The organism is Pandoraea sp. ISTKB (assembly GCF_001721285.1).
Classification (GTDB): Bacteria; Pseudomonadota; Gammaproteobacteria; order Burkholderiales; family Burkholderiaceae; genus Pandoraea; species Pandoraea capi.
Genome location: NZ_MAOS01000033.1, coordinates 38,179 through 55,298, shown reverse-complemented (window position 1 = coordinate 55,298; position 17,120 = coordinate 38,179). Strand labels below are relative to the sequence as shown.

Here is a 17,120-nt window from a genome sequence, read left to right as displayed (position 1 = left end):
CATCGTACATCGTCTCACGTAGGATGCCTCTCCAAGCAAGCCTCTCGCTTGCCATAAAAATATCCACGGAGAGAGACAACCATCATGGCACTGAAGATCAAAGGCCTGCGCTGGTGGATGATCGGACTGCTGACGCTCGGCACGGTCATGAACTACCTCGCACGCAGCTCGCTTGCCGTTGCCGCCCCCACGGTGATGAAGGATCTCCACATCACGACCCAGCAATATGGCTGGATCACGGGCGCCTTCCTTGTGCTGTATCCGATCGGTGCCCCCATCACCGGTTATCTGATGGACCGCATCGGCTTGCGCTTGGGCTTCCTGATTTGCGGCGTGATGTGGTCGGTGGTGTGCATGCTGCACGGTCTGGCCGACGGCTGGATCGGCCTGTTCGTGCTGCGCGGTCTGCTGGGTCTGGCCGAAGCGTCGTTCATTCCGGCGGGCATGCGTGCCGCCGCGTTCTGGTTCCCGACAAAGGAGCGCGCGCTCGCGGCGGGCATCTTCAACATCGGCACGTCCATCGGGGCAATTCTCGCGCCGCCGCTCATCGCGTGGTCGATCCTGCGCTACAACTGGGAGACGGCGTTCGTGATCGCCGGCGCGCTGGGTCTCGTGTGGGGCGTCCTGTGGTTTGCGTTCTACCGCCATCCGACCGATCACCCGGCACTCACGCAGGCGGAGTCGGACTACATCAACGAAGGCCGTGCTGTCGACGCCGCCGCAGACGCCCGCAAGCCGAACCTCCTCTCGATCCTGCGTCAGCGCAACTTCTGGGGTATCGCACTGCCGCGCTTCTTCGCCGATCCGGTGTGGGGCACGATCGTGTTCTGGATGCCGCTGTACCTCAATCAGGCGCGCGGTTTCGACCTGAAGACGATTGCGGCCACGGCCTGGCTGCCGTTCGTGGCGGCGGATATCGGCTGCCTGATGGGCGGCACGGTGTCGGTGTGGCTGAACAAGCATTTCAAGATCACCATCTTCAACGGCAAGCGTGTGGTGTTCACCATCGGCGCGCTCGTCATGACGGCGATGTGCGGCGTGGGCTTCGTCAAAGACCCGATGATGGCGATCTTCCTGCTGTGCCTCGGCGGCTTTGCGCACCAGACCTTGTCCGTCACCGTGATTTCGATGTCGGCCGATCTGTTCCCGCGTAACGAAGTGGCAACGGTCACGGGTCTCGCGGGATTGTCTGCCGGTATCGGCAACCTGCTCTTCACGCTGGTGATCGGCACGTTCGTGACGGCAGTGGGCTACGCACCGTTCTTCGTGGCGCTGGGCCTGGGCGACATCATCGGCGCGGTGATTCTGTGGACGGTGGTCAAGCCCCACATCTCGGGGACGGCCACGCCGGCGCCAGTGAACCCGCGTACCCAGGTCGACGTGAGTCGCACGGCCAATGCCTAGCCAGCGAACTTTGCCTGTCCGGTGCGATGATGCGGGACAACGCAGTCCCCGCCACCATCGCCCGAAGATTTGACGTACGCCGCGCCGCACACTCCCCCTTGGGTGTGCGGCGCGGCGTCGGTTTTGTTGTAGCGATGCCACCCACAAGCCGTGCGCGGCAAGCGTGCATCGCGATTTACCGATGAATCAGGAGCAATAAGGAATCACTATGAGCCAGACTTCCGGCAAACCCTTCCGTCGTCTTCTGCTGACCGGCGCAGCGGGCAATCTCGGCAAACAACTGCGCGGCAAACTCGCCGAGTGGGCGGACATCGTGCGCGTGAGCGACATCGTGCCGATCACCGACACGGCTCCGCACGAAGAAGCCATGCAGGTCGACCTCGCCGACCGCGCGGCCGTCCATGCGTTGCTCGAAGGGGTGGACGCCCTGGTGCATCTCGGCGGCGTGTCCGTCGAAGCGCCGTTCGACGACATCATGCAAGCGAACATCCTCGGGCTGTACAACGTCTACAGCGCCGCGCAGAAGCAAGGCGTGAAGCGCATCGTCTACGCCAGCTCGAACCACGCGGTCGGTTTCCATCCGGTGACGGAAGTGCTCGACATCGACGCACCGCACCGTCCGGACGGCATGTACGGCATCTCGAAGTGCTTCGGCGAAGACCTTTCGCGTTACTACTTCGATCGCTTCGGTCTCGAGACCGTGTGTCTGCGTATCGGCTCCTCGTTCGAGCAGCCGAAGAACCCGCGCATGATGGTGACGTACCTGAGCTATCGCGATTTCGTCGAACTCGTGCGTTGCTCCCTGTTCACGAATCGTGTGGGTCACGCGATCATTTACGGCGTGTCGAACAACCCGACGCTGTGGGTCGACAACACCAAGGCGGCGTTCCTCGGCTTCCGTGCGCAAGACAGCTCGGCCGAGTTCGCCGGTCTGTTCCCGGCCAAAGCGCCGGACCCGCAGATGGACGACTGGACGCAGCGCTTCCAGGGCGGCCCGTTTGTACTGATGGGGCCGATGGAGCCGAAGGCGTGAGTGTGTCCGGCGTGTCGGGTATTTCCATCGAGCGACTCGAACCGTCGCGTGCGGCGCCGCACGCCGTCGGCGAGAGCCCGTTATGGCGCGCCGACGAGCAGGCGCTCTACTGGGTCGACATTCCCGCGAAGCAGTTGCATCGCGTGACGCCCGCCGACGGTGAGCATCGCGAGTGGACATTCCCCGAGCAGGTCGCCTGCTTCTCGTTCGACGCGTCGGGCACGCTGCTCGCCGCGTGCGAGACCGGGCTGTTCGCCGTACGGCTGGGTGCGCCGGGGCAGGTGCCGGCGTCTGCGTTGGAGCGGCTCGCTGCGCCGGTGTTTCCGGCGTCGGGCATGCGCTTCAACGACGGCCGCTGCGACCGTCAGGGCCGCTTCTGGGCCGGGACGATGGTCGCCGACATGTCGCTCGCGAGCGACGCAGGTTCGCTGTTCCGCTTCGATGCGCAGGGACGGCTGTCCGCCCCGCTCGTCGACGGACTGGTGACGCAGAACGGTCTGGGCTTCTCGCCGGACAGCCGCACGATGTATCTGAGCGACTCGCATCCGACGGTGCGTCGTGTGTGGGCGTTCGACTTCGATGCCGAGAGCGGTGCGATCGGCAACCGGCGTCTGTTCGTCGACATGCACCAGTATCCGGGACGCCCCGACGGCGCGGCTGTCGATGCCGACGGCGGTTACTGGACGTGTGCCAACGACGGCAGTCGGCTGCTGCGATTCACGCCGGCGGGGGCGCTCGATCGCGAGATCGTGCTGCCGGTGTCGAAGCCGTCGATGTGCGCGTTCGGGGGACGAGATTTCGACACGCTGTTCGTGACGTCCATTCGTCCGGGGACGAACGCGAACGAACACGACGGTCACGTATTTGCCGTGCGATGCGGCGTGCAGGGATTGCCGGAAACGCCTTATGCCGGAACATTGGCGGGCACTTTGCCCGGGGCGACGGCAGGCAGTGTGTAGGCGGGGGTACGAAGGTGGCGACGCCGCACAGGACGACATAAGCGGCGCGCACTGAAGCGGTTCCGGATGGCTGGCTTACACAAATGGCTATCCGGTGAGGCGGCGGGACGTCGGTCGATCGTGGTGTTCGATCCGGCGTCCCGTTTTGCCATCTGGCGAACTTAATGCACGAAGTCGGTCGTGACGAGCGACTTGCCGCGCGTTTCCGGCAGCAGCAACGCGCACACGACGACCAGCAGATAACCGCCGCCCGCCACCATGCCGATGGCCTTCACGAGCGAGCCGGTCTGGGCGAGCGTGCCCACGGCAATGGGGAAGAACGAGCCGATGCCACGCCCGAGGTTGTAGCAGAAGCCCTGACCCGAGCCGCGAATGTGGTTCGGATACAGCTCGGTCAGATACGCGCCGATGCCCGCGAAAATCCCCTGCACGACGATGCCCAGCGGGAAGCCGAGCAGCAGCATGGCGCTGTCGGTAATGGGCAGCATCGTGTAGACCATGCCGAGCACGAACGAGGCGATGGCGAAGAAGATGAAGGCGCCGCGGCGTCCGAGCTTGTCGGAGAGAATCGCGCCGACGATATAGCCCACGAACGAGCCGACGATCAGCACGATCAGGTAAGCGCTCGTGTTGAACACCGACAGACCGCGCACCGTTTTCAGATACGTGGGCAACCACGTGGTGATCGCGTAGTAGCCGCCGAGCATGCCGGTGCACAGCAGGCTGCCGAGGATCGTCGTCTTCAGATGCTCGCGCGAGAAAATCTGGGTGAAGTTGCCCTGCAACTGGCCTTCGGCGATCTTGCGACGCGTCTGCGTAAAGATCTCAGGGTCCGACACATTGCGGCGCACGTACGTGATCCACAGCGCCGGCACGATACCGATCCAGAAGCACGCGCGCCATGCCGTGCCTTCGTCGAGCACCGCGAAGAAGAACCAGTACAGCAGCGCGGCGGCGGCCCAGCCGACCGACCAGCTGCTTTGCACGGTGCCGACCGCTTTCGCACGATGCTGCGGCGAGCGGATCATCTCGCCCATCATCATCGTGACGACCGTCCATTCACCGCCGAAACCGATGCCCTGCAACGTGCGCGTGACGAGCAACTGCCAGAACGAGTTCGTGAAGCCGGAGAGGAACGTGAACAGGCAGAACGTGGCGATGGTCCATTGCAGCACGCGCACGCGGCCGAAGCGGTCCGCGAGAATCCCCGCGAGCCAGCCGCCCACCGCCGATGAGATCAGCGAACTGGTCGCGATCATGCCGGCCTCGCCCTTCGTCATGCCCCATGCGGCGATAAGCGTGGGGATCAGGAACGAATAGATCATGAAGTCGAACGCGTCGACGGCATAGCCGCCGAAGCCCGCATACAGGGCCTTGCGCTCCTTCGTGTTGAGTTCGTTGAACCAGGAAAAAAATGCCATGAAGACTCCTCGGTGGATCGTGTGCTTGTCGTTATGTGCGTGACGTGTGGTGGTTGTCATTCGATGCATTGCATCGATGTTTGAGTCCACGTCTGACTCGGGAAAACGGGTGGCTGATGCCGGTATGACGGATCGCGGGCGGCATCACAGGGTGAGACCGCCGTCGACATGAATGACTTGTCCGGTGATCTGCCGGGCGTGCGGGCCGAGCAGGAAGACGGCGAGCGCGGCGATGTCGTCGGGCTCGCATAGCCGACCGGTCGGCGTGGCATCGGCGGCGCGTTGCCACGCGGCCGGATCGATCGCCGAGTGGCCGCTGTCCTTGCGCGTGTAACCGGGCGCGACGCAGTTGATCGTCACACCCGCGCGCGCATATTCGGCGGCGGCGCTTTTCGCGAGGGCTTCGATGGCGGCCTTGGCCGCGGCCGTCGCCGGAAAGCCCGGCTGGTTCGGCGCGAAGCGGTGCGCGACGAACGAGCTGACGGCGACGACGCTCCCGAATGGCGAGCGTTGCAGGTCGGGCAGCGCGTGACGCAGCAGCGCGGCGAACGCGCCCGGCATGGCGGCGAGCGTGCGGGCGAAGGCGTCGTCGGCGATGTCGGCCACGGACTGGCGCGTTGCGAAACCGGCGTTGCTCACGCACTGGTCGATGGGACCGAAGGCGTCGTGCGCGGCATCGACGAGGCGAGCCGCCATCGAGATGTCCGTCAGATCGCCGTACCACACGGCGCACTGCGCACCGAGAGCTTCGCAATGGCGACGCACGTCCGCCAGTCGCGCCTGACTCTCATCGGACGCGCCACGGGTGTGCAACAGCAAACGGGTATCAGGGGAAGCGAGACGGCGGGCGATGGCCGCGCCGATGCCGGAGGCGGCGCCGGTCACGACGATGGTGCGTCCGGCGGGCGGCTGCACGGACAGCGGCTGGCCGGATGAAGAAGCTGGGGTAGTCACGGTGAGCCCGGGTGAAGCCTAGGGGGTGCTCGTGATTATGCCAAACGCCCGGCGCGCCGGACCAGACGCGTCAATATTATTTATGAAGTGAACGAACCGGGGCGCAGCGCCCGTGCCTGCGTGCTCCCCGGCTTCCGATCCATCGTGCCGATCGACATCGACAACCTAGCTCGCGGCCGCGACCGACGACGACTCGACACCACCGAGTGCCGGCAGCGTCATCGTGTGCTGATGGAAGCGACCGAGCGTTTCCCGATGCGCCACACTCACGATGGCCGTGCCCGGCAGCCGTGCATGCAGGGCGTCGTACACGGCCGCTTCGGTCTCGACGTCGAGCGCGCTGGTCGCTTCGTCGAGGAACAGATAGTCGGGCTTTTGCAGCAATGCGCGGGCGGCGGCGAGTCGCTGTTGTTCGCCGCCCGACAGACGTCGTGCCCAGTGCGCAGTGGTCTGCAATTCGTCGCTGTATTGCGACAAATTCACCGCGCTCAATGCGTCGCGGCATTCGGCGTCCGTGAAGGTGTCGGGCGACGACGGGAACGCCAGCGCGGCCTTGAGTGTGTCGATGGGCAGGTAGCTCTGCTGCGAGAGGAAGAGTACGCGGGCGTTGGCGGGGACTTCGATGCGTCCGCTGCCAAAGGGCCACAGCCCCGCGAGTGCGCGCAGCATGGTGCTCTTGCCGCAGCCCGAGCGTCCGCGAACCAGCCAGCGCGACCCCGGCGCGAACGCGAACGAACCCGCCACCGTCAGCGGTGTGCCATTGGGCAGTGACAGCGTAAGGTCGGCCGCCGCGTAGGCCGGGGCGTCGTTGACCGTCGCCACCGAGATGCCGCCCTTCTGGGCTGTTTGCGGGGCTTCGTCGATCACACGCGTGAATTCGCGCAGACGGTTGATCGTCGCCTTCCAGTCGGCCAGCGTCTGGAAACTGTTCACGAACCACGAGAAGCCGTCGCTCACCTGACCGAAGGCGTCGATGATTCGCATCAGCACGCCCAGCGTGAATGCGCCCGCGAAATAGCGCGGCGCCGCCGCCATGATCGGGAAGACGATGGCGATCTGCGCATAGATCGAGTTCGCGAAGATCAGGCGTTTGGTCACGACCATGATCTGCCACCAGTTGTCGCGCACCGCACCGAACGCGCCTTTCAGACGCGACAACTCCGCGCCTTCGCCGCGATAGAGCGCGACTTGCTCAGCCGATTCACGCAGGCGCACCAGCAGGAAACGGAAGTCGGCTTCGACCTGCTGCTGGCGATAGCTCAGCCCCACGAGCGGGCGGCCGACCTTGAAGATGAAGAACGAACCGACGATGGCGTACAGCGCCGCGACCCACACCATGTAGCCCGGGATCGTGATGTTCATGCCGCCGAGCGCGAACGACAGCGCGCCGGAAATCGTCCAGAGAATGGTGATGAAGGAGAACAGCGAGACGAGCGTCGTGAGCAGGTCGAGCGACAGCGCGAGCGACGAACTGACGAGCGTGCGGATGTCTTCGGAAATACGCTGGTCGGGGTTGTCGGCGAGGTGATCGCGCTCGATCCGGTAATACGCCTGATGGGCGAACCACTTGGTCAGGTTGGCGTCGGTGACCCACTGACGCCAGCGAATTTCGAGCATCTGCCGAAAGTAGGTGCGAAACGTCGCGATGATGATGAAGCTGAACGCCAGCACCGCGAACTCGGCGAGCGACGACTTGAAGACCGGCCAGTTACGTTTGTCGAGCGCGTCGTAGAAGCCGGCGTTCCACGCGTTGAGCCGCACGTTGATGAACACGACCGCCAGATTCAGCGCGATGACGAGGGCGAGCAGCCGTCGGCCTTCCCAGCGCTTTTCCGACACCCAATACGGTCGGATCAGTTGCCATGCGCTTGGATGCTTCGGCGGTCTGGGCGCGGGCGTGGCGGTGACGCCGGAGGCCGGGGCGGCGGGCGGTGTGGGGGACATCGGCGTCTTGGCCATGATCGTCAGGCGGCGTGGCCGCGGTGTGGCTGCGTTGTCGAGCGCCGTCGGGCGCCATCTTTGGCTGATTGGACCGCAGTTCCCGATGGTGCGTTGCACGATTTACGGCCTGAGACGCGTGTTACGGGGATTTTCAGTTTACGGACCGTTACAAGGGCCGGGAGATTCGTCGAAAAACGAGACGCCAAGTACGGTAAATCGCGTGCGAACGCCCGGGAAGCCAGCTTGCACGGGCGTCGGCATCTATGTTGTAATGGCTCCGGGCGAAACAGGGGTGCTCCGTAACTGACGTAAGCGGGACGCAGGCGATGGCTTACCATGCGTCACCATGTCAGAGATCATGCGGGGCTGAGAGAGACCCTTTGCACCCGACCCGGGTAATACCGGCGTGGGAAGTTTCCGACTCCTCCAGTGGGGTAAGGTGTCCAACACCGTTTCGTCCTTTTGCTTTCATGAGGAAAGGACCCCATGCGTTGCCTTCCACAACACCCTTCGAATTCCCGTGAGTGCCTGCGCGCCTTGATGGCTTGCGCGCGCTCCACGCGTTCCACGCGCTCCACGGTTAAGCACGTATGAGCGCGGTCACTTCACGTCCTGCCGGGCGTCCCGATGTCGCCGTGCTGGGCGGCGGGCTGTCCGGCCGTCTGCTGGCCTGGCAACTGATTCGCGCCGGTGCGCGCGTGGCGCTCTACGAGCGGGGCGACGCCGATGGCTCGTCCGCCGCCGGCTGGGTGGCCGCCGCCATGCTCGCGCCGCTGGCCGAAGCCGCCGTGGCCGAGCCGAGCATCGTCGAGATGGGCGCCGTCGGTCTGGAGCGCTGGCCCGGACTCATCGACGGACTGCCCGAACACGTCTTCTTCCAACGCAACGGCACGCTGGTCGTGTGGCATCAGCCCGACCGCGCCGAAGCCGTCATGTTCGATCGCCGCATGCGCGCGAATGCGCCGCCGGAACTGCTGCGCGGTGGCGTCGAGCGCATTGCGGGGGCACAACTGAAAGAGGTCGAACCGGCGCTCGCCGGGCGTTTCCAGGAAGGGTGGCTGCTGCCGAACGAAGGGCAACTGGATAACCGCCAGTTGCTGCGTGCGCTTGCCGCCGGGCTGGAAAAGGCCGGCGCCGAGCTGCACTGGCATACCGAGATCGCGGAAGGCGAATATCCCGACGCCGGTCTGGTCGTCGACTGCCGGGGGCTGGGCGCACGCGAGGCGCTTACGCAACTGCGCGGCGTGCGCGGTGAGGTGGTGCGCATTCATGCGCCGGGGATCGGGTTGCGACGCCCGGTGCGCTTGCTGCATCCGCGCTATCCGATCTATATCGCACCGAAGGAAAACGATCTGTACGTGATCGGCGCGACCGAACTCGAATCCGAAGACATGTCGCCGATGACGGTGCGCTCGGCGCTCGAACTGCTCTCGGCCGCGCATTCGCTGAATCCGGCGTTCGGCGAGGCGCGTATCGTCGAGCTGAACGTCAATTGCCGTCCGGCGCTGCCCGACCATTTGCCGCGTGTGCAGTGGGACGGGGCGCGCCTGCTGCGCGTGAACGGTCTTTACCGTCACGGCTATCTGCTGGCGCCGGCGGTCACGGGAGAAGCCTGCGCGCTGGCGCAGGCATTGATGCAAACGACGGGCGCGCCAACGGGTATCGGGCAAGCGTTCGACTGGGAGACATGGCGAGCGAGCCGGCCTTGGCCGGACTTGTTCCGTCAGGCATGAGAGGAAGGTGCAGGCGATGGACATCCATATCAATCAACAGACACTGAGCGTGGCCGAGACCGCGACGCTGGCCGAGGCGCTCGCCGCCTACGGCGCCAAACCGCCGTTCGCGGCGGCGATCAACGGGCAATTCGTGCCCAAGACGCAATACGCCGCGCGCGCGCTCGCGCAGGGCGACAAGATCGACGTCGTGCAACCGGTGGCCGGAGGCTGAAATGAACGCATTCACGGAATCGAACAACGTAGCCGCCAGCAGCACGCGCGACGCGCTCACGCTTTACGACACCCGCTTCGGCAGCCGCTTTCTGCTCGGCACGGCGCGTTACCCGTCGCTGCAAGCGCTTAACGACTCGATCGACGCGGCCCGTCCGGGCATGGTGACGGTGGCATTGCGCCGTCAGTTGTCGGGCACGGGCGCGCAGGCGTCCGAAGGTCATTTCTGGGAGACGCTGCGCCGTCTGGCGGTGCCGGTGCTGCCCAATACCGCCGGTTGCCACTCGGTGGAAGAGGCGGTGACGACGGCGCAAATGGCGCGCGAAGTCTTCGAGACCGACTGGATCAAGCTCGAACTCATCGGCGACGATTACACGCTTCAGCCCGATCCGTTCGGTCTCGTGACGGCGGCCGAGCAACTCATTCGCGACGGCTTCAAGGTGCTGCCGTATTGCACGGAAGATCTGGTGCTGTGCCGCCGCCTGCTGGACGTTGGCTGTCAGGCGCTGATGCCGTGGGGCGCCCCCATCGGCACCGGCAAGGGCGTGATCAATCCGTACGGCCTGCGTCTGCTGCGTGACCGTTTGCCGGACACGCCGCTGATCGTCGACGCGGGCCTGGGTCTGCCGTCTCACGCCTGCCAGGTGATGGAGTGGGGGTACGACGGCGTGCTGCTCAACACCGCTGTGGCGCTTGCCGCGCAGCCAGTCGAGATGGCCGGGGCGTTCGCCGGGGCGATCAAGGCCGGTCGTGCCGCATGGCTCGCGGGGCCGATGGCCGAGCGCGAGAGCGCCGAAGCGAGCACGCCGGTCGTCGGGGTGCCGTTCTGGCATCAGACGGGCGCCTGATCGCGACCTGAATACACGGACCATCGCCGGACATCTGACCAACAAGGACTTTTCATGACGACGCACGCCGGCGCCGCCGGGCTTTCGCACGTCCAGTGCCTGCCGACCGACGAACCTCTCGCGAACGCATGGCGGCAGGCCGCCGATGAGATTCGCGCACGGCTTGCACCGTGGCCGTCGAGCGCGACGTCGCCTGACTGGCGTCTGCATGTCAGAACGCCCGATGCCGCCACCAAAGGCGATGTCGTCTGGCTGCCGCTCGTGCCCGAGCATGGGCTGGGCACGATGGCATCCGTCAAGGTAGAGGCGTGGCGTGCGAGCGGTGCGGTCGTGCTGTGCACCAGCGCAACGGCGCAGGGGCATGTGCAGGACACGCTCTACACGAGCGACGGCGTCTATCGCGTGACGGGCGTCGACGATCCTGCGTTCTTCCCGGCGTTTGCCGCGTTCCTCGACTGCGGCTTCGAACCCCACGATGCACTCGTGCTGGCACGCGCCTGGCGCACCGACGGCAGTCATGCGCGCGAGGGGGATGAAGGGGACGCCGATACGCTGGGTGCATGGCCTACCCGGCTGGAGACGTTCCCCACCGTGCTCGGACAAGTGCCGTCGCCGGGACGCTTCCCCGAGTGCCCGGCGCGCCTCGGGCTCTATCCGGTGCTGCCCGACGCTGACTGGTGCGAGCGCATGGCCGAACTTCAGGTCGGCACGGTGCAATTACGCATCAAGGATCCGGCGCATCCCAAATTGCGCTCGGAGATCGAGCGGACGGTTGCCGCCGGACGACGCGTGACGCACGACAGCGCGTGGTTCATCAACGATCACTGGCGCGAAGCCGCGCAGGCCGGGGCGTACGGGGTGCATCTCGGTCAGGAAGACATGGCGGCGCTCTCGGCTGACGAAGTCGCCGCACTGCACGCGAGCGGCATGCGTCTGGGTATCAGCACGCACGGCTATTACGAGATGCTGGCCGCGCATCATTTCCGTCCGAGCTATCTGGCTGTCGGTGCCGTGTTTCCGACCACGACCAAAGTGATTGCCACGGCCCCGCAAGGGCTGGCGAAGCTCGCGCGTTACGTGAAGCTCATCGCGCCGCATTACCCGCTCGTGGCGATCGGCGGCATCGATGCGACCAATCTGCCACAGGTGCTCGCTACCGGTGTGGGAAGTACGGCGGTCGTGCGGGCCGTGACGGAAGCGTCCGATGTGGCGGGGGCGGTAAAGGGGATGCAGCAGGAATTCGCGCGACGGGCTTGAGTCTGTCGTGTCCTGTGCGTTGATGATGCGCGCAGCGACGGCGCCGTGCAGGCCGCGAGATTGCGTCGGCCGAGGATCGCGAGGCTACAGCGTGCGGGTCATGAATACCGCGCCGTTTCCGTAGCCCGCGAGCTTGGCGGCGATTTGCGGGGAGACGTCTGCCATCACCTCGTAACCGAAGCGCGCCCAGAATCCCTGTGACTGTTGCACTGCGACAAGGGCCGATGCCTGCAAGCCGAGCGATTGCGCGGCGCTCAGGGCGGCGGCGTAGAGCTGACCGGCGACGCCAGCGCCCCGGGTGCGCGGCGCCAGCGCCATGTCGTGCACGTACCAGCAGTCGGCGCGTGCCGGCAGGGTGTCGAGAACAGTGTCCAGCGGCGGCGGGGCGCTCAGATGCCACGGGTGCGTGAACAGATAGCCCGCAATGTCGTCGCGGATCTCCCCGGCATCGACCGCGACCCAGCAGGTGCCCGGCGACAGTCGCAATCGCGACGCGAGCGTGGCTTCCGATTCGAGCATGACCTCACCGTAAGCGAGTGCCTGCACTGCCAGTACGTGGGGAAGGTCGCCGATTCGCATCGGACGGATCTGAAAGTTCGGCGTCACCGCAGAATGCGATCGTATGGGAGGGAAAGGCTTGGGGCTGGGAGATGACATCCCGATCAACGATTTATTGCGTGGAACGTCGTATTGTAGCAACGGCGCAACACCGGTGTCCCGACGCGCGCAGATAAGTCCTTGCCACCGTTAGGTTTTTGCATCGTTGCGCACGTTGGAACGTGATGCGGCGAACCGGCGCGGGACCTGTAAAATCCCGCCAAGCTACGCCGTTCCTTGCTTTCGCCGATTGGGCTTGGACGGCATCGATTGGTAATCCCCCCTATAATTGGCGTTTTGCGCCGCACTATAAGATCTGAAACGTGCCTATCCCGAATCCGGAAAATCTGCTCGAATTGCGCGACGTCAGCTTCGGTTATGGCGAACGTCTCGTGCTTTCCGGGCTGAATATGCGGTTTCCCCGCGGCAAGGTCATTGCCGTCATGGGCGGTTCGGGCTGCGGCAAGACGACCGTCCTGCGTCTGATCGGGGGACTCGTGCATGCCAGTCGCGGTGAAGTCGACTTCGACGGCACCGACGTCTCCACGCTCGATCGCGATGGCTGGTATCGCTTGCGTCGGCGCATGGGCATGCTGTTTCAGTTCGGCGCGCTCTTCACCGACATGACGGTGTTCGATAACGTCGCGTTCCCGCTGCGCGAACATACCCGTCTCGACGAAGACCTGATTCGCGATCTCGTGCTGATGAAGCTCAATGCCGTGGGCCTGCGTGGCGCACGCGACATGAAGCCGGCCGAGATTTCCGGCGGGATGGCGCGTCGTGTGGCGCTCGCCCGCACCATCGCGCTGGACCCGGATCTCGTCATGTACGACGAGCCGTTCACCGGGCTGGACCCGATTTCGATGGGCATCACGGCGAACCTGATTCGCAAGCTGAACGACGCGCTGGGCGCGACGTCGATCATCGTGTCGCATGACGTCGCGGAGACGTTCGCCATCGCCGACTACATCTATTTCATCAGCGAAGGCCGCATTGCTGCCGAGGGTGCGCCCGATGCGCTGCGTGCCTCGAACGATCCGACGGTGCGCCAGTTCATCGACGCCCAGCCGGACGGCCCCGTGAAGTTCCAGTATCCCGCGCCGCCGCTGGCGGAAGATTTCGGCATCGGAGCGCGTGCATGATCACCACTATCGGCAGTTTCGTTCGCGGCCACGTCGAGCGCCTGGGTTACGGCGCCCGCATGTTCCTGCGCATGCTCACGTCGAGCGGCGCGTTGCTGCGCCGGCCGCGTCTGGTGACCGACCAGATTCACTTCGTCGGTAACTACTCGTTCGTGATCATTGCCGTCTCGGGGCTGTTCGTCGGCTTCGTGCTCGGCCTGCAAGGCTATTACACGCTCAACAAGTACGGCTCGGAGCAAGCGCTCGGTCTGCTCGTGGCGCTTTCGCTGGTGCGCGAGTTGGGACCGGTGGTCACGGCGCTGTTGTTCGCCGGGCGTGCGGGTACGTCGCTCACCGCCGAGATCGGTCTGATGAAGGCGGGCGAACAACTGACCGCGATGGAGATGATGGCGATCGATCCGATCGCCCGCGTGGTCGCGCCGCGCTTCTGGGCGGGCGTCATCGCCATGCCGATTCTCGCGGCGATCTTCTCGGCGATCGGTATCTTCGGCGGTTATCTCGTCGGCGTACAACTGATCGGCGTGGATTCCGGCGCGTTCTGGTCGCAGATGCAAGGCGGCGTGGACGTGTGGTCGGACGTCGCGAACGGCGTCGTCAAGAGTATCGTGTTCGGCATTGCCGTCACGTTCATTGCGCTGTATCAGGGCTTCGAAGCACAGCCGACGCCGGAAGGCGTGTCGCGTGCTACGACGCGTACGGTCGTGCAGGCATCGCTGGCGGTTCTCGGCCTCGACTTCCTGCTCACGGCTCTCATGTTCAGCTAACGGGCCGGCTCGCCTGCCAATAGATAGACAGACAGTTTGCGCACACTGACACAATGAAAAAACACCCCCTCGACTTCTGGGTTGGCCTGTTCGTGGTTATCGGCTTCGCAGCGCTGCTGTTCCTCGCGCTCAAGGCCGGCAATCTGAGTTCGCTGTCGTTCTCGAATACGTACCCGGTGACGGTGCGCTTCGACAACATCGGCGGTCTGAAGCCGCGCGCCGCCGTGAAGAGTGCCGGCGTGGTGGTGGGCCGCGTGGGGTCGATCCAGTTCGACGACAAGCGCTACCTGGCCGACGTCACGCTCAACATCGATTCGCAATATCAGTTCCCGAAGGACTCGTCGGCGAAGATTCTGACGTCGGGTCTGCTCGGCGAGCAGTACATCGGGCTCGAACCCGGGGGTGATGATCAGATGCTCAAGGGCGGTGATACGATCACGCTCACGCAGTCTGCCATCGTGCTCGAGAACCTGATCGGCCAGTTCCTGTACAACAAGGCAGCAGACGCCGGCGGTGCCCAATCGGGCGGCGCTTCGGCGGCACCGGCGCCGGCACCCGCACCGGCGCCAGGGGCAGCAACGGCAACCCAAGGAAAATAAGAGAAAATGACCAGCTTCCGTACTTCGGCAGTGTTGGCCGCCGGCGCGTTGGCGCTGGCCGGATGCGCCACCGTTACCAATCCCAATCCCGCCGACCCCGTCGAAGGTTTCAACCGTTCGATGTACAAGTTCAACGACACGCTCGACAAAGCGGTGCTCGTGCCGGTCGCGAAGGGTTACCGTTTCACCGTGCCGGAACCGGCGCGTGACATGGTCACGAACTTCTTCTCCAACGTGGGCGACGTATACAACTTCGCCAACAACCTGCTTCAGCTGGAAGTCACGGCCGCTGTGCAGGATCTGATGCGTATCACGATCAACACGGTGTTCGGTGTCGGCGGTCTGGTCGACTTCGCTACGCCGGCCGGTCTGCCCAAGCACAGCCAGGACTTCGGCGTGACGCTGGGCAAGTGGGGCGTGCCTGACGGTCCTTACCTCGTGCTGCCGCTGCTCGGCCCGAGCACGGTGCGCGACACGGTCGGTATGGCCGGCAACATGTTCATCGACCCGACTTCGTACATCAAGCCGGACTGGGTGAGCTACTCGCTGTATGGCGTTCGCCTCGTGAACACGCGCGCCAACCTGCTCGACGCGTCGAACCTGCTCGAAGCCGCTGCGCTCGATCCTTACTCGTTCACGCGCGATGCGTATCTGGCCCGCCGTAAGTTCCTGATCGGCGGTGGTGCGGCGAACGACGCCTCCCTGCCGAACTACGAAGAGGAAGACGGCGCTGCCGGTGCCGCAGGTGCGGCCGGGGCAGCCGGCGGTACGAGCGGTCAGCCGATGCCCGCCAAGCCTGCGTCCGGTGCCAGCGCACCGGCGCCGGCTTCGGGCGCGCAAGGCGAGTCGGAAGTGCCGCAAGGCTCACCGGTGCCGGGCAAGATGGTGCCGGGTGGTTTGCCGTTCCGTCGCTGAGCCGGTCTCGATAGTCACCGGTAGTGGTTGATGTTGCCGGTCGTGACTCGCTAATGTGTCGCTAGCGTCGCCGATCGAAAGTCCTTCGGCGTCGATCTGCAAAAAATGAAGGGGCGCCCCGCAGGTCGGGGCGTCGACGGCAGATGTCCTGCTCGATGGCGGGGCAACAGTTTGTTACACGACACTGTCGTCATTCCGAGAACTCCCGACGCGACGCGGGTATCCAAACCCGCAACACTCGTCACTCGAAAGAGGAAGTCCACAATGAAGAAGTTCTGGCTCATTCCCGTCATGGCTTTCATGACGTACACCGCCGCCGGCTCGGCGATGGCACAGGCTCAAGCCCCCGACGTGCTCGTCAAGCAGACCGTCAACGAAGTGATGGCCGCCGCCAAGAGCGATCCGAACATCCAGAAGGGCGATCTGAACAGCATCACGCGTCTGGTCGAGCAGAAGATCCTGCCGCACGCGGATTTCACCAAGACCACGCAACTGGCTACCGGCCCGGCATGGCGTCAGGCCACCCCGCAACAGCGTGAACAGCTCACCGTGCAGTTCAAGTCGTTGCTGCTGCGCACGTACGCCGGTGCCATCGCACAGATTCGCGACCAGCAGGTCGACTACAAGCCGTTCCGCGGCCAGCCGAGCGATACCGACGCCGTGGTGTATACCAGCGTCATCAACAACGGTCAGCCGATCGAACTCGACTACCGTCTGTACAAGACGCAAACCGGCGAATGGAAGCTGTACGACCTGAACGTGCTCGGCGCCTGGCTGATCCAGACGTACAAGACGCAGTTCAACGAGAAGATCAACCAGTCGGGCATCGACGGTCTGATCAAGTTCCTGACCGAGCGTAACCAACAACTCGCAGGTGGCAAGTAAGCCCATGCTCGCGTTGCAGACCGACCTGACTCACGACACTGCCGGCGACGTCCTCGCGCAGGCCATCGATCGCATCGACGCGGGCGAGACCCAGGTCGACTGCGCCGGGCTCACGCGTTTCGACTCGTCGGCGCTGGCGGTGCTGCTGGCGTTGCGCCGTCACGCGAGTCGGCGGGGCGCGACGTTGGCGTTCACTAACTTGCCGACAGGCTTGGCCAGTCTCGCGCTGGTGTACGGTGTCGACCATCTGCTCTCGAGCTGATTCGTTTGGCCGCACTGCCGCCTGACGAAGAAGCGCCGTCTCCGAACGGCGCTTTTTTTATGGGTGTGCGCGAACTGGTGCGAACGTGCGGTGGTGCGCCGTAGCCGTGAGGCACCTTCGGCGCGATCCCTGCGTTACCGGGGTTACAGCACCGGACCTGGGGTGTGAGCACGGCCGCCACCGGCTTCCTTTA

17 protein-coding genes and 1 riboswitch are annotated in these 17,120 nt (G+C 64.8%); of the genes, 13 read left to right on the top strand and 4 right to left on the bottom strand.

Annotated features, from left to right (window positions below; all coding sequences use genetic code 11):
- Positions 1–84: 84 nt before the first annotated feature.
- The 3 genes from A9762_RS12385 to A9762_RS12375 all read left to right on the top strand — a co-directional run bounded on the left by A9762_RS12385 (position 85) and on the right by A9762_RS12375 (position 3,396).
- Entirely contained in the window at positions 85–1,404 is a 1,320-nt protein-coding gene (locus A9762_RS12385; protein ID WP_069342337.1) for an MFS transporter, read from the top strand.
- A gap of 208 nt (positions 1,405–1,612) precedes the next feature.
- Complete coding sequence (locus A9762_RS12380; protein ID WP_069342336.1) at positions 1,613–2,437, top strand: NAD(P)-dependent oxidoreductase; 825 nt, start codon at positions 1,613–1,615, stop codon at positions 2,435–2,437.
- 2 nt (positions 2,438–2,439) lie between these two features.
- The gene (locus A9762_RS12375; protein WP_139133198.1) at positions 2,440–3,396 is read left to right on the top strand and encodes an SMP-30/gluconolactonase/LRE family protein; all 957 of its coding nucleotides are present in this window, start codon (positions 2,440–2,442) and stop codon (positions 3,394–3,396) included.
- A gap of 161 nt (positions 3,397–3,557) precedes the next feature.
- Here A9762_RS12375 and A9762_RS12370 read toward each other — a convergent pair whose 3' ends face one another.
- The 3 genes from A9762_RS12370 to A9762_RS12360 all read right to left on the bottom strand — a co-directional run bounded on the left by A9762_RS12370 (position 3,558) and on the right by A9762_RS12360 (position 7,730).
- Positions 3,558–4,817, bottom strand: a complete 1,260-nt coding sequence (locus A9762_RS12370) for an MFS transporter (RefSeq protein ID WP_069342335.1) — start codon at positions 4,815–4,817, stop codon at positions 3,558–3,560.
- A gap of 144 nt (positions 4,818–4,961) precedes the next feature.
- Positions 4,962–5,732 (bottom strand): SDR family NAD(P)-dependent oxidoreductase, encoded by a 771-nt coding sequence (locus tag A9762_RS12365; protein WP_069342334.1) that lies wholly within the window; start codon positions 5,730–5,732, stop codon positions 4,962–4,964.
- 204 nt (positions 5,733–5,936) lie between these two features.
- Positions 5,937–7,730, bottom strand: a complete 1,794-nt coding sequence (locus A9762_RS12360; protein ID WP_240493533.1) for an ABC transporter ATP-binding protein/permease — start codon at positions 7,728–7,730, stop codon at positions 5,937–5,939.
- A gap of 260 nt (positions 7,731–7,990) precedes the next feature.
- A riboswitch (TPP riboswitch) is annotated at positions 7,991–8,142 on the top strand.
- Between the two features lie 160 nt (positions 8,143–8,302).
- On the opposite strand from A9762_RS12360, the gene A9762_RS12355 reads away from it, so the two are divergent.
- Genes A9762_RS12355 through A9762_RS28095 form a run of 4 tightly spaced genes read left to right on the top strand, consistent with a single transcriptional unit; the run spans position 8,303 to position 11,763 of the window.
- On the top strand, positions 8,303–9,445 hold the full coding sequence (locus A9762_RS12355; protein WP_069342333.1) for an FAD-dependent oxidoreductase: 1,143 nt from the start codon (positions 8,303–8,305) through the stop codon (positions 9,443–9,445).
- Between the two features lie 16 nt (positions 9,446–9,461).
- Positions 9,462–9,659 carry a sulfur carrier protein ThiS gene (gene thiS / locus A9762_RS12350; protein WP_069342332.1) on the top strand — a complete coding sequence of 66 codons (198 nt, stop codon included), beginning with the start codon at positions 9,462–9,464 and terminating at the stop codon, positions 9,657–9,659.
- A 1-nt stretch (position 9,660) separates the two neighbouring features.
- Positions 9,661–10,506, top strand: coding sequence for a thiazole synthase (locus tag A9762_RS12345; RefSeq protein WP_069342331.1), 846 nt, complete (start codon positions 9,661–9,663; stop codon positions 10,504–10,506).
- A gap of 54 nt (positions 10,507–10,560) precedes the next feature.
- Positions 10,561–11,763, top strand: a complete 1,203-nt coding sequence (locus A9762_RS28095) for a thiamine phosphate synthase (protein WP_083253863.1) — start codon at positions 10,561–10,563, stop codon at positions 11,761–11,763.
- Positions 11,764–11,847: 84 nt separating this feature from the next.
- Here the strand turns inward: A9762_RS28095 and A9762_RS12335 are convergent, their stop codons facing one another.
- A complete protein-coding gene (locus A9762_RS12335) occupies positions 11,848–12,342 on the bottom strand; it encodes a GNAT family N-acetyltransferase (RefSeq protein ID WP_069342367.1) in 495 nt (164 codons plus the stop codon).
- A gap of 347 nt (positions 12,343–12,689) precedes the next feature.
- Here A9762_RS12335 and A9762_RS12330 point away from each other — a divergent pair, with 347 nt between their 5' ends.
- From A9762_RS12330 to A9762_RS12305, 6 genes are all read left to right on the top strand, one after another.
- Positions 12,690–13,502: an ABC transporter ATP-binding protein gene (locus A9762_RS12330; RefSeq protein ID WP_069342366.1), complete on the top strand. Its 813-nt coding sequence runs from the start codon at positions 12,690–12,692 to the stop codon at positions 13,500–13,502.
- The gene (gene mlaE / locus A9762_RS12325) at positions 13,499–14,266 is read left to right on the top strand and encodes a lipid asymmetry maintenance ABC transporter permease subunit MlaE (protein WP_069342330.1); all 768 of its coding nucleotides are present in this window, start codon (positions 13,499–13,501) and stop codon (positions 14,264–14,266) included. Before A9762_RS12330 ends, mlaE begins: the two co-directional genes overlap by 4 nt.
- Before the next feature lie 53 nt (positions 14,267–14,319).
- A complete protein-coding gene (mlaD, locus tag A9762_RS12320; RefSeq protein ID WP_069342329.1) occupies positions 14,320–14,865 on the top strand; it encodes an outer membrane lipid asymmetry maintenance protein MlaD in 546 nt (181 codons plus the stop codon).
- A gap of 6 nt (positions 14,866–14,871) precedes the next feature.
- A complete protein-coding gene (locus tag A9762_RS12315; protein ID WP_069342328.1) occupies positions 14,872–15,780 on the top strand; it encodes a VacJ family lipoprotein in 909 nt (302 codons plus the stop codon).
- 264 nt (positions 15,781–16,044) lie between these two features.
- Positions 16,045–16,665, top strand: coding sequence for a phospholipid-binding protein MlaC (locus A9762_RS12310; protein WP_069342327.1), 621 nt, complete (start codon positions 16,045–16,047; stop codon positions 16,663–16,665).
- A gap of 4 nt (positions 16,666–16,669) precedes the next feature.
- Positions 16,670–16,927 (top strand): lipid asymmetry maintenance protein MlaB, encoded by a 258-nt coding sequence (locus A9762_RS12305; protein ID WP_069342326.1) that lies wholly within the window; start codon positions 16,670–16,672, stop codon positions 16,925–16,927.
- The last annotated feature ends 193 nt before the right edge of the window (positions 16,928–17,120 follow it).

Bases quoted from the DNA above. Each gene is read 5' to 3' on its own strand.
- A9762_RS12385 (WP_069342337.1), top strand. From the start codon at position 85: ATGGCACTGAAGATCAAAGGCCTGCGCTGGTGGATGATCGGACTGCTG.
- A9762_RS12380 (WP_069342336.1), top strand. From the start codon at position 1,613: ATGAGCCAGACTTCCGGCAAACCCTTCCGTCGTCTTCTGCTGACCGGC.
- A9762_RS12370 (WP_069342335.1), bottom strand. From the start codon at position 4,817: ATGGCATTTTTTTCCTGGTTCAACGAACTCAACACGAAGGAGCGCAAG.
- A9762_RS12360 (WP_240493533.1), bottom strand. From the start codon at position 7,730: ATGGCCAAGACGCCGATGTCCCCCACACCGCCCGCCGCCCCGGCCTCC.
- A9762_RS12355 (WP_069342333.1), top strand. From the start codon at position 8,303: ATGAGCGCGGTCACTTCACGTCCTGCCGGGCGTCCCGATGTCGCCGTG.
- thiS (WP_069342332.1), top strand. From the start codon at position 9,462: ATGGACATCCATATCAATCAACAGACACTGAGCGTGGCCGAGACCGCG.
- A9762_RS12345 (WP_069342331.1), top strand. From the start codon at position 9,661: ATGAACGCATTCACGGAATCGAACAACGTAGCCGCCAGCAGCACGCGC.
- A9762_RS28095 (WP_083253863.1), top strand. From the start codon at position 10,561: ATGACGACGCACGCCGGCGCCGCCGGGCTTTCGCACGTCCAGTGCCTG.
- A9762_RS12335 (WP_069342367.1), bottom strand. From the start codon at position 12,342: ATGCGAATCGGCGACCTTCCCCACGTACTGGCAGTGCAGGCACTCGCT.
- mlaE (WP_069342330.1), top strand. From the start codon at position 13,499: ATGATCACCACTATCGGCAGTTTCGTTCGCGGCCACGTCGAGCGCCTG.
- mlaD (WP_069342329.1), top strand. From the start codon at position 14,320: ATGAAAAAACACCCCCTCGACTTCTGGGTTGGCCTGTTCGTGGTTATC.
- A9762_RS12315 (WP_069342328.1), top strand. From the start codon at position 14,872: ATGACCAGCTTCCGTACTTCGGCAGTGTTGGCCGCCGGCGCGTTGGCG.
- A9762_RS12310 (WP_069342327.1), top strand. From the start codon at position 16,045: ATGAAGAAGTTCTGGCTCATTCCCGTCATGGCTTTCATGACGTACACC.
- A9762_RS12305 (WP_069342326.1), top strand. From the start codon at position 16,670: ATGCTCGCGTTGCAGACCGACCTGACTCACGACACTGCCGGCGACGTC.